The sequence below is a fragment of the Streptomyces sp. CC224B genome, from assembly GCF_030010595.1.
In the GTDB taxonomy this organism is placed as follows: domain Bacteria; phylum Actinomycetota; class Actinomycetes; order Streptomycetales; family Streptomycetaceae; genus Streptomyces; species Streptomyces longispororuber.
Window position 1 is genome coordinate 1 of sequence record NZ_JASCXL010000168.1, and the last position, 16,106, is coordinate 16,106.

A 16,106-nucleotide genomic window follows, 5' to 3' on the forward strand; every position below is an offset into this window, starting at 1 on the left:
GTGCCGCCTGTTGAGTCATCAACATTCCTTACATCAGTGACATGTGCCGCATGGGGTTATCAACCTGCCGTAAACGCACCAAGATGGCGCGGTGACGCGCTTGGAAGCGGGTACCGCGTAACCAGAACACCGGTGTCCACACCGCCGGGTTGCTCACTCCGTTCGCTTCTCGCCCAACGGGTACGCGCCCGGCCCGTCCGGCCCGAGCGCACCGGAGCCCCTCCCGGGCCCCTTCCGCCGCGCACCGAAGCCACTCCCCGCCCCCGGCGCCCCTCGCGTACCGCACCCCTCGATGTCCGTACGCCGCCGTGTCCGCTGCCGCCGCACGCCTGTGCGATGTCGGCGCCGGCGGGGCAGCGCTCTCACCGTCCGCCTGCCTCCCGAGCCCAATGGAGACGCCGCCACGGCGCGTACCTAGGGCGTACGCGGCGGGTCGCGCAGGACGTCGGCCGTGATGTCCGCCAGGGAGCGGCCGGTGCGGAAGGCCTCGGCGCGCAGGAGGGCGAGGGCGTCCTCCGGGGCGACGCCGCGCCGGGCCGCCAGGGTGCCGACGGCGCGCGAGGTGTCGTACCAGTGGGCGCGCACCACCTCCTCCGGCTCCCACGACGGGGCATCGGAGCCGGTCAGCAGCATCTCGCGGGTGGGCATGAGGGCGACCGTCACCGCGTTGGCCACGGCGGCCGCCTCCTCCAGGCCCTCCGCGTCCAGAGCGTGGGCGTCGTACGCCAGCAGGTCGACCGAGCCGAGGACGTAGTCGCCGAAGAAGAGAGGGAAGCCGTACACGGACCGCACCTGCGGCAGCTTCTGTCGCACCTCCGCCCCGAACAGGGGCCACGGCGTCAGGTCCCGCCACAGATCGTCCAGCGCCACGGGCTCACCCGTCTGCGCGGCCTCGATGCAGGGCCCCTCCAACACCGTGAACTGGGTTTCCTCCAGGAGCAGGGCGTCGTCGTTGGTGGCGGCCAGCAGTTGGCGCGACGGGGTGTCGGTGAGCAGCGACAGCGTGGCACCGCCCATCCCGAGCCCCTCGCACACCGCCGCGCACACCCGCCGGGGAACCTCCCGGTCGGGCACGCCCGCCGCGGCCTCCGCCACCAGCCGCACCGTCTTCATCGCCTCGGCCGCCATCCGTCCCTCCGCTGCCCTCACTCATGACGGGCGCCCGCCCGTCCCGGCCGCACTCGCCAGCCGTACGGGCGGAGGGCCCCTGACGTGCGGGCACCGCTCCCTCCGCGCATCCCGAGTGCCCCGGATCGCCCCGCGCACGCTCCTGCGGTACGCCGTGGGCCCCGGACGCGTGGCGGGTGCGCCCGCCGGACCGGGGCGCGGCTCACGGCGTCAACTACAGCAAATGCCGGTCGCCGGGTTGGAGTTGCTCGGTGGCCTCGGTCACGGGCAGGCGCAGGTCGGCGCCCATCGGGCCGGCCGGGGGGCAGGGCAGCTCCGTGGTCCACCGGTTGCCGCGGATCAGGACCGGCAGGTGGTGGCCGCGGTTGACCCAGGTGAACCGGGCCCGCCTCCAGGTCCAGGTCGGCCAGGACGCCGGTGACGTAGCGGCTGGTGCCGAACTGCTGGATCGGCCCCGGAGTCCTAGCTCAGACACCAGCCGCGAACCAGCCCGATGATCACGCGCTCGCCGCCGTGGCGGCCTGTTCGTCGTGTTCGCGCAGCATCCGCATGACGGTGGCGGGTGAGGGGTGCCGGCCCTTCTTCGCGCCCGTGGTGATGACGAGACGCTTGGCGATGTCGCGCAGACTCCTCTCCTGGCTACGCAGGTGGAGAGCCATGGAGAGCATGGACTCGTCGGTGACGCCGGCGCCGCCGATGGTCTTGCCTCGCTTGCGGGCGGACTCGTGGCCTTCGAGGGTGCGGTCGCGGATGTACTCGCGCTCCATGCCGGACATCGCGGCGAGCACGGTGAACACGATGCCGGACGGGTCGTGCGAGCCCTTCAGCTCCCCGGTGAGGAACTCCAGGCCGACGTCGCTCGCCTTCAGTTCCTCGGCGAGCATGGCGAGTTCGATGCCGCGGCCGAGTCGTTTGTGTTCGTGGACGACGAGGGTGACCCGACGCCGGAGGAACGGATCTCCCCGGCGAGCTTCACGGCGGCCTCCAGCATCGACCGGGCACTATTGCCGACCTATTCCCATGTTCCGTCGGCTGATCAGCGGTGGGGCCGGAGGTCGGACCGGCGCCGGGTGGCGTGGATGGAACCGAGCAGATTGAGGGACTGGGCACTGGGACTGCCTGGTTCCGCGTGGTAGATGACGAGCTGCTGGCCGGGGGCGTCGCGTACGTCGAAAGCCTGGTAAGTGAGGGTGAGGGGGCCGACGTCCGGGTGGAGGAAGCGTTTGGCGTCCTGGGTCTTGCCGCGCACGGCGTGGGCGTTCCAGAGGCGGGTGAAGTCCGCGCTGTGCTCAGTGAGGGTGCGGACGAGTTCGCGTAGCCGTGGGTTGTCAGGGTCGAATCCGGTTGCCTCGCGGAGGTTGGCGACGGTGGCCAGTGCTGCCCGGTCCCAGTCCGCGTAGAAGTTGCGGCCCGCGGGGTCGAGGAAGGTCATGCGGGCCAAGTTGTCCGCCGGCTCGAACGGGGCATAGAGGGCATCGGCCAGGGCGTTGACGGCGAGGAGGTCCAGAGTCCGGCTCATGACGAACGCTGGAGTGTTCGGGTAACCGTCCATGAGCTGTCGCAGCGAAGGGCTGACCCGCTCGGCGGCGTGGACGGAGGGCTGGTCGTTCGGCGTGGCCCCGGCCAGCCGGTACAAGTGCGCGCGTGCGTCCGCGTCGAGGCGCAGCGAGCGGCTGAGCGCGTCGACCACCTGGGGTGAGGGGTTGCGCTCGCGGCCCTGTTCCAGGCGGGTGTAGTAGTCGGCGTTCACTCCGGCCAGGACGGCGACCTCCTCGCGGCGCAGTCCGGCGACTCTGCGGGCCCCGTAGCTCGCCATGCCGACGTCCTCCGGCCGCAGGCCGTCGCGGCGTGCGCGCAGGAAGTCTCCCAGGTGGTTGTCGTCCATGTGTTCAGGCTAGGCGGTGGCCCGGTGCGCTGCCCGGGTGTGCCACACCCAGGCAGCGCGCGTCCTGGTTGATGGCCGCTGACCTGCCCAGACTCGGTGGAGCGGGGAAGGACCACACCCTTCGAGGAGAGGAGTCCGCCATGGCCGGGACCGTTGAGGGCGACCACGTTGACGTGGTGGGGATGTGGGTGTCCGCGGATGGTCACATCCGTCAGGAGCTGCTGCCCGACGGCCGCTACGACGAAGCCCGCGGCGGGCGGCACAGCGCGTACACCGGCCGGTACACGGTGACCGGCAGCCACCTGGACTACGTCGACGACACCGGGTTCACCGCCACGGGCGACATCCGGGGCGGGGTGCTCTATCACGAGCACCTCGTGCTCTACCGGGAGCCGAAGTCGTCGTAGAGAGGCCGGGCCACGGCTGCCCTGGGCCCCGGGGGCGAATCCGCCGTCGGCGAACCAGGAAATCCCGGCACAGCAGTCAGTCAGCCAGTCAGTCAGCCAGCAGCAACGAGAATCAAGGACCATATCCATGACAGGACAGCGACTTGCCGGCAAGGTCGCGCTGATCACGGGCGCGACCGGCGGCCTCGGCACAGCGACCGCCGAACTCTTCGCCCGCGAAGGCGCCCGGCTGGTGATCACCGATATCGCCGAAGGCCCCCTGCGTGACCTGTCCCACCGGATCGCGGCACAAGGCGCGGAGGTCGTCGCTGCTCGCCTCGATGTCTCCTCCGCGCGGGAGTGGGACGAAGTGATCACCGTCGTACGCGAACGGTTCGGAACGCTGGACGTGCTCGTGAACCTCGCCGGCATCCTGGACTGGCCAGGTATCGAGGACACGCGGGAAGAGGCGTGGGACCGCGTCATCGATGTGAACCAGAAAGGCACATGGCTCGGCATGAAGGCGGCGATGCCGCTCCTGCGCGCGAACGGCAACGCGTCGGTGATCAATACGTCGTCAGTACTCGGCCTGGTAGGAAGCGGTGCCGCTGCCGCCTACCAGGCGTCCAAGGGGGCCGTGCGCCTGTTGAGCAAGACCGCCGCGGTCGAGTACGCCCGGCAGGGAGTACGGATCAACTCGGTGCATCCCGGCGTGATCGCCACGCCGATGATCCAGGAACTCCTGGACGACCAGGGCGACCAGCAGCCGGACATCCAACGCACCCCCATGCGCCGAGCCGGCCGCGCCGACGAGATCGCACCCGCGATCCTCTTCCTGGCCTGCGACGACTCTTCGTTCGTCACCGGCGCGGAACTGGTGGTCGACGGCGGGCTCACCGCGCACTGAACAACCCAACCGTACGACGTTCACGTTGGCCTGCCGTGAATGCGTCAACGGCGCGGCCTACCCGGTCCACGCACCGCACCACTGCACAGCACTTCAGGTGCCCTGCACCGGCGCCCGCAGTCACACTCACCTTCTCCAGGGGCCGCTTCATGACACCTGCAGCCACATCCGCCGCAACGTCCGAATCCACCGAGTTCGCTGGGAAGATCGCCCTCGTCACTGGAGCCGCGCGAGGGGTGGGCCGGGAGACCGTGGCGCTCCTCCACGCCCGCGGTGCCCGGATCGTCGCCCTCGACCTCCGCCCCGACGTCACGAACCTGGCGGGGGAATTTCCTGGCGTCGTCACGACAAGCGGTGACATTACCCAGGAGGAGACCGCCCACCGCGCGGTGGCAACGGCCCTGGACGCCTTCGGCGGACTGGACATCCTCGTGAACAATGCCGGGCGCACCCAGAACAAACCCGTCACCGAAACCACGGCCGAGGACTGGGACACCGTGATGGCGGTCAACGCCCGCGGCTCCTTCTTCTGCGCCCGCGAGGCATTCCGGGCCATGAAGAGCCGTGGCGGCGGCGCCATCGTCAACACCGGCTCGTACGCCTCCACCGTCGCCCTGCCCGAAGGCGTCGCCTACAGTGCGTCGAAGGGCGCTCTGGCCCAACTGACCAAGGTGCTCGCCGTCGAGGGCGGCCCGCTGGGCATCCGCGCCAACCTCGTAGCCGCGGGCGTCATCGAGACGGACTTCCTCGACACGATCCGCCCCGACAGCCGCGCCTACCTGGCGTCCTTCGCCGCCGCGCAGCCACTGGGACGTGTGGCGCAGCCCGAGGAGATCGCCGAAGTCCTGTGTTTCCTCGTCTCGCCCCGCTCCAGCTTCGTCACGGGAGCCGTGGTCGCCGCTGACGGCGGTTTCACCGCGCTCTAGCGACGCATCAGACAGCACATATCTGGCGACCACGGCCCCCGTGAGCTGCCGCAGCACCGTCTCGCGGAGGTCCACGACGAAGACGGCCGTGTCGTACATCCCGGCCGCGGCGGCGTGCCACGCGATCATCCAGGGCAGCTCCTCCAGCGTGGCGGTGTGACTGGCCTGCATCAACGCCACCAGGGACGCGGCGCTGTCCTTGGTCATACGCTCACCTTCCGCGGTGCGGGGTCCGGGGCGCACGGCGGCTCCCCTCCCTCTCCGCTGCCGCCACAGGAACCGCATACCCGCCGGGGGGCGGTACGGGCGGTCCTGCGGGGCCGGTGGCGCAGCCGGGCGTGACGGGCCGGAGCTCCCGGCGACGTCCTGGGCGGAGAACCGCGGGGCGTCGACCCGTGAGCGAGGCGAGGTCAGGGCGGTTTCGCCTCAGCCAGGCGGCTTCCCGCGGCGGTACGGGTGCGGGCAGGCGGTCCAGGACGTCGAACTCCAGGCGGAGGCGAGGATGGCTGAGAGTTCCGCCGAAGAGCCGCGGGCGTACCCGCCGGGCTCCTGGGCGGCGACGGGAGGACGGGCATTCCGGAGGGCTCGCGTCCAGGCAGGGCATCCGCTCACGCGTCAGGGGTTCGGGCGCGGCGGGCCGCGACGCGGTCCGGCGTCGGCCAGCGCACGTCGTGGACCCAGCCCAGGCGTTCGAGGAGTCGTATGACGGCGGCGGAGGGGTCGAGCTGGCCGCGGTCCACGCCGTGGCGGGCGCTGGTGGGGTCGGCGTGGTGGAGGTTGTGCCAGCTCTCACCGAAGGAGAGCAGGGCGAGGGGCCACAGGTTGGTGGCCCGGTCGTGGCGCCGGGTGCGGAACGGGCGCCGTCCGATCACATGGCACAGGGAGTTGACGCTCCAGGTCACGTGGTGGAGCAGCGCGATCCGCACGAGGCCCGCCCACAGCAGGGCGGTGGTGGCGTGGACCCAGGTTCCGCCGATCGCCCAGCCGAGGGCGAAGGGGAGGGCCACGGTGAGGACGCACAGAGCCGGGAAGGCCCGGGAGACGGCGCGGATGTCGCGGTCGGCGAGCAGGTCGGGGGCGTAGCGCTCGGCCGGGGTGGGATCGTTGCGGAACAGCCAGCCCACGTGGGAGTGGGCCAGGCCGCGTAGCTGTCCGCGCAGGTGCGTGCCGTAGCGGTACGGGGAGTGCGGGTCTCCGGGGCGGTCGGTGAAGGCGTGGTGGCGGCGGTGGGTGGCGACCCAGCCGATGACGTCGCCCTGGAAGCTCATCGACCCGGCCACCGCGAGGGCGACCCGGACGGGCCGGGCGGCCCGGTATCCGCCGTGGGTCAGGCCGCGGTGGAAGCCGACCGTGACTCCGAGCCCCGTGACGACGTACAGGCCGAGGGCGAGCAGGACGTCGGCGGGGTGCACGAGACGACCCCACAGCAGCCAGACGGCCAGACCGAGCGCGAGGAACGGCAGGACGACGATCGCCGCCGTCACCGTCACGTACAGCCGCTCGCCGCCGCCGCGCGCGGGCGCCGGGCGGTCGTCGGTGGGGAAGGGGGCGGCCCCGTCGTACGCCTGGGACGTGGTGACGCCGTGCGGCGGGGCGGGGACCTGGGAAAGGGTGGAACTGGTCGACATGCAAGGCTCCTTGACCTCGGTCGGGAAGACGTGGCCGGGGTCCGGGGCCGGGATCGGTGGTGCGGCCGGGGGTCAGTCCGTTTCGCCGGCGTGGGTGCGCCGTGCCTGCGAGCGGCTCTCGGTGAGCCAGGACGTGGCTGCCGGGACGGGGGCTCGGGTGAGCAGGGTGTCCACCGACAGGTGGAGCCGGGTGCCGCCGCCCGCGTCGCCCGTGGGGTAGCTGCGGGGCTCGTCGCAGACGAAGTACCGGCTCAGGACCAGCGCGATCCTCCGGGCCGCGTCGGGGTCGGCGGCGACGATGCGGACTTCTGCGTGCCCGTCGGCCGGTTGTTCCTGGCCGTGCGGCCCGGTCGGCTCGGGTCGCGTCGTCGTGTGCTCGCTCATGTCCTTGGGCCCTTCGTGGCTCGGTCGGTCCTGCTGGTCCTGCTGGTCCTGCTGGTCCTGCTGGTCCTCTGGTCCTGCTGGTCCTTCGCCGTGGGCGGAGGCGTCCGCGGCCACCGTCCCGATGGTCGCGGCGGGGAGGGACGCCGACCGGTGCTCCTCCGTCGGGTCGTGGCGGCGTGGGGCTGTCGGCGCCATGGTGTCCGGGAGGACGACGGCCGTACCGGCCCGGCGCGATCCGTTCGGCGTGCCGGGCGTTGAGCAGGTGGGTCACGAACGCCCCGGGGCGATCGTCGCGCGGGCGACGGCGACGGCGCTGCCGGTGTCCACGGCCGTCATCCGCCGCCGGCCGGGCCGACGGGTGCGATCACGGCACCGCCCTCCGCCTCCCACTCCTCTGCCGGTGCGCGGCTCGCCGGGACCGCAGCGGCCGGGGCCGCGGGGTGGCGGTCCAGCTCGTCGGCCATGAGCGCGCTGCCCGTCCGGGCCGTCCGGGGATCACAGGCGGCGGCCATGAGCCACGCGGCTGACTCCGGCCCGGTCTCCGGGGGGACGACCAGGAGGTCCCAGCGCCCGACGCGGTAGGAGAGCAGCAGGAGTTGGTGCGGGTCCTGCTCGGCGAGATACCAGCCCACCTTGACCACATGGCCGTTGACGGGGGCCTTGCGCGGCACGTCGGGCCAGTGTGTCGGGTTGACCGTGACGCGCGTGATACGGCCCCACCGGTGATCCAGCAGGTCGGTCAGGGCGGGGAGTTCCCGGGCGAGGTCGCGGGTGCGCGGCCACCAGGCGCCGTCGAGCAGACCCGAGCGCGGGCCCGGGGGTTTGAGGGACAGCCGCAGCGGTGGGCGGCCGGAGGACTCAGAGGACTCAGAGGACTCGGTGGGCGGCGTGGTCGGCAGGGATCGTGCGGTGATCACCGTCATGGTGTCGACCTGTCCCCGGGCTGTCGTGCCGGCCCGGTGCGATGAGACCGAGCGGGAGACCGGATATGGAAGCCGGTCGAGAGATCCTCTCGGCAATGTCAAGCCTACTCCTGCGGAGGCGCCGACCACGACTGCCCGGCCACCGGCCGCCGAGCGGGCCGTACCCGGTTACAGCGGGCCGTACCCGGTTGCCCGGACGGGCCCGCGGCCGCCATCAGGGCCGTGCCGGTGAGGCGGAGGGAGGGGTCGGTCGCCGCGGTCATCAGCCGGGCCGCCACGTCGGCCGCGCTGCGCGGCGGGACGACGAGCAGGTCCCAACGCCGGGCACCGCAGGAGAAGAGGCGGATCGTGTGGGGGTCGATACCGGACGTGTACCAGGTGGCCGTGACCGTGTGACCCGTCACAGGGAGGGTGCGCGGCTCGTGCGGCCAGCTTCCGTGGTGAACCGCGATCCGTGTCACGCGACCGCCGGAGGTGTCGAACACGTCGGTCAGCGCGGCCAGTTCGGCGGCGAGGTCATCGGTGCGCGGCCACCAGGCTCCGCACACCGGACCCGGCGGAAACGTCGGCGGGCGCAGCGCGAGCCTGGCCGGCGGGTACGTGGCAGATCGCCCGTGGCCGGCCGAACCCCGTTGGACGATGGGTGCGTTCACGACGCACGCCCCTCTTCGGGCCCCTGACGGCACGGCCCGGTGTCGTGGTGCGCCGGAAGCGACGCCGGGCGGAGTCGGCGCACGAGGAGCGTCCGGCTGCTCCAGCATAGGCTCGGCCGGATACCGTCCGACAGGAGTACGGTCAGGAGTACGGTGAAGAGGCGAGGGCCTGCGAGTGCCGGTGCCCTACCGCTCGGAGCACTCCCTCCCTCGCCGTCCGTCCCCTCACGGGCAGCCCTGGACCCCGGCCGCGCCGTCCGCAACCAGGGCGAGGAGCCCGTCCATGTCCCGGACGCCCATCACTCCCGCCTCCCCGGCCTCTTGCAGGACGCTGATGACGCCCCGCGCTCGGGTAGGCACCCCGCCTTGTCCCCGGGGGGAGCCATCCGCCACGCCACCGTCCGATCACGGCAGCCGCCAGGAGTCGCGCCCATGACCTCCACACCGCACTCTCCGCCACACCTCCGGCCCCCTCCCCGCCTCCGCTCCGCCTGCGCCTGGCCCCGCGTGCCGGAGGGCCGCGAGCCATCGACGGGGCATGGTGGCCGCGCTCGTACGATCTGTCCGCCGAACTCCCCGGGTTGCTCGCCGGGGTTCCTGCCACCTGAAGGCGCATCGCCAGTGTCGTGGTGAGCGGCGCGGTGTGGTCGCCGGCGCCGGACCGGATGGTGGCCGGCGGCCGGATGGTCCGTCTGCGCAGGAGCCTGACGGCCACGGCGGCGCACACCGTCGTCCTGCTCGCCCCCGGCCACGGGCGCTGGGACCTGCTCGTCGTCCCGCCGGACACGACCGAGGAGGCCGCGAAACCGATCATGGAGAGGGCGACGGGCACGGAGAGCGTCGCGGTGGCGGCGGCCTCCGCGGCGACCTTCCGGGCGCGGTCCTGAGAACGGCCGAGCCGCGCCGTCGGCATGCGCGGTTCCGGGTCCCCGCGCCCGGGAGGCGGGGGGCGGCCGGCCCGTCGCCATCGGGTCGTTCTCGGGCACGTCGGCGGCGTCGCACGCTGGGCACCGGCGCGTCCCGCCTGACAGGGGCCGTGCTGAGGGAGGCGCAAAGCGTGCCGTGCGGCGGTGTGGTCCGGCGCGCGGTGTGTTTCGCTCGGTCATGGGCCCCTCCGGTCATGGGGTCCTCCTGCTCCGGTGATGTCGCGAGCTCGAGGAGGGTCCTGCGACGTCGGCCGGGCGCGGACCGACACAGGGGGCCGGGAGAGAGCCCGGCACGGGAGCGGGCCGAGTCCCGGACCAGGGGTGAGGCCCGGTCCACGGATGCCTGAGGGGAGGGATGCCCGCATGTCCGTACGTCCCTGGCTCCCGCCGGGAGCACTGCGGCCCGGCGCCCGCGCCGCGCTCGCGGCCGTGTCCTGGCTGACCAGTCCGCTCACGCCGGACGACTACCTCGGCCTGATCGACCCGCTGTGGTCGGCACGGCATCCCGCGGGCCGGGTGAGGGCCGTGCGGCGGGAGACACCCGGTGCGGCCACGCTGGTGATCCGGCCGGGCAGGGGGTGGAACGGTCACCGGGCCGGGCAGTACCTGCCGCTCGGAGTGGAGATCGACGGCGTACGGCACTGGCGTACGTACTCGATCACCTCACCGCCCGGCTGCGGACCCGGCGGCGGATCCGGCAGCGAGATCACCGTCACGGTGAAGGCCTGTCCCGGTGGCCGGGTGTCCCCGCACCTGGTACACCGGACCGCACCCGGCACCGTGCTGCGGCTCGGCCCGGCGCAGGGGGAGTTCGTGCTGCCGCAGCCGCTGCCGGGCCGGCTCCTCTTCGTGACGGCGGGCAGCGGCCTCACGCCCGTCATGGGGATGCTGCGCACGCTCGCACGGCGCGGCGGCGCCGCTCCGGACACTCTGCTCCTGCACAGCGCGCCGTCACCGGCCGAGTGCCTGTTCCACGCCGAACTCGCCGCACTGGCACGCCGCTCGCCCTGGCTGAGCACGCGCCTGACGTACACGCGTACGGAAGGGCGGCTCACCGCGGAGCGGATCGGTGAACTCTGCCCGGACTGGCGCCGCCGGGAGACCTGGGCGTGCGGCCCGGCCGGATTCCTCGACGCGGTCGAGGCGCAGTGGGACGCCGTGGGCATGCGGGCACACCTGCGGGTGGAGCGTTTCCACCTGGCACCCGTGCGGGTGCCGGGACCGGATGCCGTCGGCGGCCGGGTGCGGTTCGACCGCAGTGCCGTGGAGACGGACGCGACGCCTGCCGCGTCCCTCCTCGCGGTCGGTGAGTCGGCGGGCGTGCCGATGCCGTACGGGTGCCGGCGCGGCCTGTGCCTGGGCTGCCTCGTCCCGCTCCTTCACGGCCGCGTGCGCGATCTACGGACCGGTGAACTCCGGGGCGAGCCGGGGGAGTTGATCCAGACCTGCGTCAACGGTGCCGCGGGGCCGCTCGTCCTCGACCTGTGAGAACCAGATCCCCACGAGGAGACCCATGCCCGTACCCATGTCGATGCCCGCCGCGACGGACACCGGAGCCGGTGGAACCGCACCGCCCGCGGTGTCGGACGCCGACCGGGCCGAACAGCTCGGCCGGGAACTGGACCGGCTCCGCGCCGAGATCGTGGCGGACCGCGGACCGGACGACGCCCACTACATCCGTATGGTGATCGCCGTGCAGCGCGGCTGCGAAGCCGGTGGCCGCCTCGCGCTGGCCGTCTCCCTCTTCCCGCCCGCCTGGGCGGCGGGCACCGCCCTGCTCGCGCTCGCCAAGACACTGGAGAACATGGAGCTGGGCCACAACATCCTGCACGGCCAATGGGACTGGCTGGGCGACCCGGCGATCCACTCGACCACCTGGGAGTGGGACTTCGCCACCCCGGCCGACGCCTGGAAGCGCACCCACAACCACCTGCACCACACGTACACCAACGTCGTCGGCCGTGACCGCGACCTCGGCTACACGGTCCTGCGCATGAGCCCGGACCAGCCCTGGCGCCCGGTCCATCTGCTGCAACCCGTGTACACGGCCCTGCTGGCGCCCGTCTTCGAGTGGGGCATCGCCCTGTACGACCTGGAGGCCGACGCGGTGGCGTCGGGGCGCAAGAGCGTACGCGCCTTCCTGGGCGACGTGACCGGACTGGCACGCAAGGCGGTCCGCCAGGCGGCCAAGGACTGTGTCCTCTTCCCGCTGCTCGCCGGCCCCTCCGCGCTGCCCTGCCTCCTGGGCAACCTCACCGCCGCGACCGCCCGCAACATCTGGGCCCACACGGTCATCTTCTGCGGCCACTTCCCGGACGACGTACAGACCTTCACCGAGGAACGGCTCGACGGTGAGAGCCGCGGGGAATGGTACCTGCGCCAGATCCAGGGCTCGGCGAACATCGAGGGAGGCCCGCTCCTGCACCTGCTCACCGGCAACCTCAGCCATCAGATCGAGCACCACCTCTTCCCCGACCTGCCCAGCAACCGCTATACCCGGATGGCGCCCCGGGTGAGGGAGATCTGCGACCGCTACGGCCTCCCGTACGTCACCGGACCGCTGTGGCGCCAGTACGCGTCCATGTGGAACCGCGTACTGCGTCACGCCCTGCCCTGACGGGGGGACGACTTCGGGCTCCACGGCTTGGGGCACCGGTGGGTACGTGAGGCGATCGGGCAACAGTACGCGAGGAGAAGGACGCATGGGGGGCGGAGGGCGGCTGCACGTCAGTGCGGAACTGGCGGGTGTGCTGGAGCGGATCGACGCGATCGGCGGGACGCTCGATGAACAGGCCGACGCCGCGGAGGACGCGGGGAGGTTGCCGGAGGACACGGCGCGGGCCCTGCTGGGCACCGGGATCGTACGGGCCGGGCTGCCGCTGAACCTCGGCGGGCACGAGTTCGCGCCGCGGCAACTGGTCGAGACAGCGGAGCGCGTGAGCTACCACGACGCCGCGGCCGGATGGACCATGTTCGCGCTGCAGACGATGACCGGGACCACCGCGGCGTACCTCGCCGGGGACGCGGCGGCCGAACTGTTCCCGGACGTGCCGAACGGCAGGCACGCACTGCTCTCCGGGCACGGCACACGCCCCGGCCGGGCCGTCCCCGTGGAGGGCGGCTACCGGGTCACCGGCCGGTGGCAGTTCGCCTCCGGGATGGCGCACGCCACCCACATCCACAGCGCGGTCGAGGTCGAGGGCACCGGCGAGCTGCGGGTCCTCGCGATGCCGAAGGCGCGCGTGACCCTGGACGGCAACTGGGACGTGCTCGGGCTGCGCGCGACACACAGCGTCGACTACCACTGCACCGACGTGTACGTTCCGCACGAGTACACCTATGTCGCGACCACGCACACCCCGGTCACCGGCGGCGCCCTCTACCGCCTCGGCCTGGTCGACATGGCGGCGATCGGACACACGGGCTGGGCCCTCGGCGTCGGCCGACGGCTCCTGGACGAACTGAAGCGGGTCGCCGCGGCGCGGACCGGTTCGCGGGGTGCCGCGGTCGACACCTCCCAGTTCCACGCCGCGTACGCGACGGCGGAGGCCGGTCTGCGGGCGGCGCGGGCCTGGGTGCACGACGTGTGGCGGGACGTCGAGCGGACCCTGGACCAGGACGAGCCGCCGAGCACGGAGCAGGACACTCTGATCCGCCTCGTCCTGAACCACACGACCTCGACCGTGTACGAGGTGGGCCGCACCGTCCACCGCTGGGCCGGCTCGGCGGCGATCCGACGTGGCCCGGTCGACCGCTTCCTGCGCGACCTCGGGACGGGCGCGCAGCACATCACGTCGAGCCCGGTCGTGCTGCAGAACTGCGGCAAGGTGCTGAGCGGTGCCCGGCCGGACGCCCGGTGGAGCTTCCTGGACCTGAGCTGACCTGACCATCAGGGAACGGGCGACCTCGGGCCCGCCCCCTGGCTCGACCACTCGTCGCGCTCGCTGCCCACAGCTAGTCACCACGCGGCCCGGACCGTACGGTGCTGCGCACGACGGCCTCCTTGAAGGCCGCCGCGGCGCGTCCTGTCAGGACGAGCCCGCGCGGCCGGTCGTCGGCGTGGGTGAACTGGACGACACCGTCACGCCGGCCAAGGCTGATGTTGGTGAAGGCGTAACCGATCCGAACGGGCCCGGGTTCCCGGCCCGTCAGCCGAGCTGCGACGACGTCGGCCACACCCCGGCCCATGGGCAGGGCTGCCTGGCAGGACATTCGGCTCGGCGCTCCGCCGCCCGACACCCCGGAAGCCGCGTCGCCGACGGCGTACACCTCAGGGTGTGAGATCGAGCGCAGGGTGGCGTCGACGAGCATCCGGCCGCCCTCATCCGTCGCGAATCCTGCCTCGCGCGCCAGCTCCGGCGCCTGGAACCCGGTGGTCCACACGACGGCGTCAGCGGCGAACGACGCGCCGTCGCGGGTGTCCAGGCCGTCCTGGCGGACCACCGCGACAAGGGTCTTCGGGTGGACCGAGACGCCCAGCCGGTCGAGAGCGCGCCGCAGGTGGGTCCGGGCGCGCGGCGCGAGTCCGTACCCCACGTCGTCAGCACCGGTGAACAGCCGGACGCGCAGCTCGGGGTGGCTGTCGGCCAGTTCCGAGGCGGTTTCAAGGCCGGTCAGCCCACCCCCGACCACCGCGACAGTGCTGCCTGACGCTATTTCAGCGACCTTGCGCGCCAGCCGTGTTGCTTGCTCGGAATCGGCGACAGCGTACGCGTGCTCGGCTGCGCCCGGGACGTTGTCGAGCCGCGCGCGGCTGCCCACCGCGTACACCAGGGTGTCGTAGCCGATCACTTGGGGCGCGGTGTCCAGACGCACGGTCCGGCCAGTGGTGTCGATCGCGGTCACGCGTCCGACGACCAGGTGGACCGACGCACCGCCGAGCTGTTGACGCAAGGACAGCGCCGCAGGGCGCAGCCCGGCGGCCACCTGATGGAGCCGGACCCGTTCGACGAACCGGTCCGAGGCGTTGACCAGCGTGATGGTGACATCGCTGCGGCGCAGCTTGCGGGCGAGGCGCTTGGCCGCAAGGAGACCGGCGTAACCGGCGCCCACGACGACGAGGCGATGACTCATGGCATGACTTCCTCTGTGACTACGGGCTCTGTGACTACGGGCGGCTTCTGCGCCACCTCGGACAATCGGTCGCCGCGCATCGACGTTCAGGCCGCGGTTGCGGCCACGGCAACCGCCCAGGCGATGTACAGGACGTTCACCACCAGCCGAGCCACCGCACCGGCCGGCCGCTCAAGGAGCCGGGGCCGGTCCGGGCGCGCGCGGCGCAGCGCGTCCACGTGGGACACCAGGTAACAGGTGATCAGAGCAGCGGCGGCCCAGCCCCCGGCCCACCTGCCGCACGGAACCAGCACCAGCGCACCCACCAGTACCTCCGCCGCCCCACTGGCGGCGACGAGGAGCCGCTCCCGGCGGAGCCACGCGGGCACCAGTGTGCGGAAGTAGCCGGGGACCAGAAAGTGCGCGACCCCCGTGACGACCAGAAACACCGCCAAGGCAACGGAAGCGATAGCGTGCATGGCACGATGATCGACGCACCGCGCGCCTGGGCGCTTGAACAAAACGATCGCCGCATCGTCTTCGCCTCCGGCACCGAGGCGACGATGTTCGCCGAGTCCCGCCCGTTCCGCGTCGCCCGACATCAGCTGCCCGTATGGAAAGCCGTGCTGCCGCTCGGTGGCCACGCCGAACTCCTCCAGCCGGGACGGCCCATGGTGGCGGCGCCCGGGCTGATCGTTCCGCCCCAGCTGGCCCACGCCTGTGCGGCGACCTCTCCCTACATCGCCCTGTTCGTCGACGCCTGGCTGCTGCCCCCACGGCCGGAGCCGATACGGCTCGGTTCGGGCGAGGTCCGCCGCGTGCTCGCCGCGCTCGGCACCACCGAATCCGACAGCCCAGGCACCCGCGTGGACCTGGCCGCCGGATACGCCGAGCTGCGGACACTCGCCGGGCGCCCATCCCTCCTCGACCCGAGGGTCGCCCACGCCGTCCACCTGTGTACGTCGCGCGACCCGAACATGCCCCTCGCCTCCCTCGCCGGCGAAGTCGGCCTGTCGGCCCCGCGGCTGCGCGCCCTGGTCCGGCGGGAGGTGGGCGTCACGCTGGCGCGCTTGCGCCGATGGGGCCGGCTCCGCACCGCGATCGCCGACCTGCCGGATTCGACTGCCGCCCTGGCCGCAGCCACCGCAGGCTTCGCCGATCAGGCCCACCTCACCCGTACTGCCCGGGACTTCATCGGGCGTACGCCTGCCTCTCTGCGACGCGCTGACGCCTAGGGCGTTTCCTTCGGATCACCGCGCGGACCAGATGAAGATGGCGGCGAGGTGGAGTCCGGCCAGGTAGATGGTC

The 16,106-nt window shown here is 72.5% G+C and carries 17 protein-coding genes and 2 pseudogenes; 8 read left to right on the forward strand and 11 right to left on the reverse strand.

Features of this window, described 5'->3' with window-relative positions; all coding sequences use genetic code 11:
- Positions 1-414: 414 nt before the first annotated feature.
- The 4 genes and pseudogenes from QK440_RS38585 to QK440_RS38600 form a co-directional block, all read right to left on the reverse strand.
- A complete protein-coding gene (locus QK440_RS38585; RefSeq protein ID WP_282797935.1) occupies positions 415-1,128 on the reverse strand; it encodes a GAF and ANTAR domain-containing protein in 714 nt (237 codons plus the stop codon).
- Between the two features lie 217 nt (positions 1,129-1,345).
- Positions 1,346-1,577, reverse strand: a pseudogene (locus tag QK440_RS38590) (SpoIIE family protein phosphatase); the annotation flags it as partial.
- 48 nt (positions 1,578-1,625) lie between these two features.
- Entirely contained in the window at positions 1,626-2,012 is a 387-nt protein-coding gene (locus QK440_RS38595) for a recombinase family protein (RefSeq protein WP_282797936.1), read from the reverse strand.
- Between the two features lie 152 nt (positions 2,013-2,164).
- Complete coding sequence (locus tag QK440_RS38600) at positions 2,165-3,013, reverse strand: helix-turn-helix transcriptional regulator (RefSeq protein ID WP_282797937.1); 849 nt, start codon at positions 3,011-3,013, stop codon at positions 2,165-2,167.
- A 140-nt stretch (positions 3,014-3,153) separates the two neighbouring features.
- Here QK440_RS38600 and QK440_RS38605 point away from each other — a divergent pair, with 140 nt between their 5' ends.
- The 3 genes from QK440_RS38605 to QK440_RS38615 all read left to right on the forward strand — a co-directional run bounded on the left by QK440_RS38605 (position 3,154) and on the right by QK440_RS38615 (position 5,232).
- Entirely contained in the window at positions 3,154-3,420 is a 267-nt protein-coding gene (locus tag QK440_RS38605; protein WP_282797938.1) for an Atu4866 domain-containing protein, read from the forward strand.
- 127 nt (positions 3,421-3,547) lie between these two features.
- The gene (locus QK440_RS38610) at positions 3,548-4,306 is read left to right on the forward strand and encodes a glucose 1-dehydrogenase (protein ID WP_282797939.1); all 759 of its coding nucleotides are present in this window, start codon (positions 3,548-3,550) and stop codon (positions 4,304-4,306) included.
- A 149-nt stretch (positions 4,307-4,455) separates the two neighbouring features.
- Positions 4,456-5,232, forward strand: a complete 777-nt coding sequence (locus tag QK440_RS38615; RefSeq protein WP_282797940.1) for an SDR family oxidoreductase — start codon at positions 4,456-4,458, stop codon at positions 5,230-5,232.
- Positions 5,233-5,840: 608 nt separating this feature from the next.
- Here QK440_RS38615 and QK440_RS38620 read toward each other — a convergent pair.
- From QK440_RS38620 to QK440_RS38640, 5 genes are all read right to left on the reverse strand, one after another.
- Positions 5,841-6,860, reverse strand: coding sequence for an acyl-CoA desaturase (locus tag QK440_RS38620; protein ID WP_282797941.1), 1,020 nt, complete (start codon positions 6,858-6,860; stop codon positions 5,841-5,843).
- 72 nt (positions 6,861-6,932) lie between these two features.
- Positions 6,933-7,439: a hypothetical protein gene (locus QK440_RS41510; protein WP_349239351.1), complete on the reverse strand. Its 507-nt coding sequence runs from the start codon at positions 7,437-7,439 to the stop codon at positions 6,933-6,935.
- Between the two features lie 137 nt (positions 7,440-7,576).
- Positions 7,577-8,167, reverse strand: coding sequence for a DUF5994 family protein (locus tag QK440_RS38630; protein ID WP_282797942.1), 591 nt, complete (start codon positions 8,165-8,167; stop codon positions 7,577-7,579).
- A gap of 104 nt (positions 8,168-8,271) precedes the next feature.
- Entirely contained in the window at positions 8,272-8,928 is a 657-nt protein-coding gene (locus QK440_RS38635) for a DUF5994 family protein (protein ID WP_282797943.1), read from the reverse strand.
- Positions 8,929-9,045: 117 nt separating this feature from the next.
- On the reverse strand, positions 9,046-9,180 hold the full coding sequence (locus tag QK440_RS38640) for a hypothetical protein (protein ID WP_282797944.1): 135 nt from the start codon (positions 9,178-9,180) through the stop codon (positions 9,046-9,048).
- Between the two features lie 137 nt (positions 9,181-9,317).
- Here QK440_RS38640 and QK440_RS38645 point away from each other — a divergent pair.
- From QK440_RS38645 to QK440_RS38660, 4 genes and pseudogenes are all read left to right on the forward strand, one after another.
- Positions 9,318-9,707, forward strand: a pseudogene (locus tag QK440_RS38645) (DUF5994 family protein).
- 402 nt (positions 9,708-10,109) lie between these two features.
- A complete protein-coding gene (locus QK440_RS38650; protein ID WP_282797945.1) occupies positions 10,110-11,234 on the forward strand; it encodes a ferredoxin reductase in 1,125 nt (374 codons plus the stop codon).
- Between the two features lie 43 nt (positions 11,235-11,277).
- Positions 11,278-12,363 carry an acyl-CoA desaturase gene (locus QK440_RS38655; protein ID WP_282797951.1) on the forward strand — a complete coding sequence of 362 codons (1,086 nt, stop codon included), beginning with the start codon at positions 11,278-11,280 and terminating at the stop codon, positions 12,361-12,363.
- An 85-nt stretch (positions 12,364-12,448) separates the two neighbouring features.
- A complete protein-coding gene (locus tag QK440_RS38660; RefSeq protein WP_282797946.1) occupies positions 12,449-13,627 on the forward strand; it encodes an acyl-CoA dehydrogenase family protein in 1,179 nt (392 codons plus the stop codon).
- Between the two features lie 73 nt (positions 13,628-13,700).
- Here QK440_RS38660 and QK440_RS38665 read toward each other — a convergent pair whose 3' ends face one another.
- A complete protein-coding gene (locus QK440_RS38665; RefSeq protein ID WP_282797947.1) occupies positions 13,701-14,819 on the reverse strand; it encodes an FAD-dependent oxidoreductase in 1,119 nt (372 codons plus the stop codon).
- 86 nt (positions 14,820-14,905) lie between these two features.
- Positions 14,906-15,277 (reverse strand): hypothetical protein, encoded by a 372-nt coding sequence (locus QK440_RS38670; RefSeq protein WP_282797948.1) that lies wholly within the window; start codon positions 15,275-15,277, stop codon positions 14,906-14,908.
- A gap of 6 nt (positions 15,278-15,283) precedes the next feature.
- Between QK440_RS38670 and QK440_RS38675 the strand changes: the two genes are divergently transcribed.
- Complete coding sequence (locus QK440_RS38675; protein ID WP_282797949.1) at positions 15,284-16,033, forward strand: helix-turn-helix domain-containing protein; 750 nt, start codon at positions 15,284-15,286, stop codon at positions 16,031-16,033.
- Positions 16,034-16,106 lie beyond the last annotated feature (73 nt).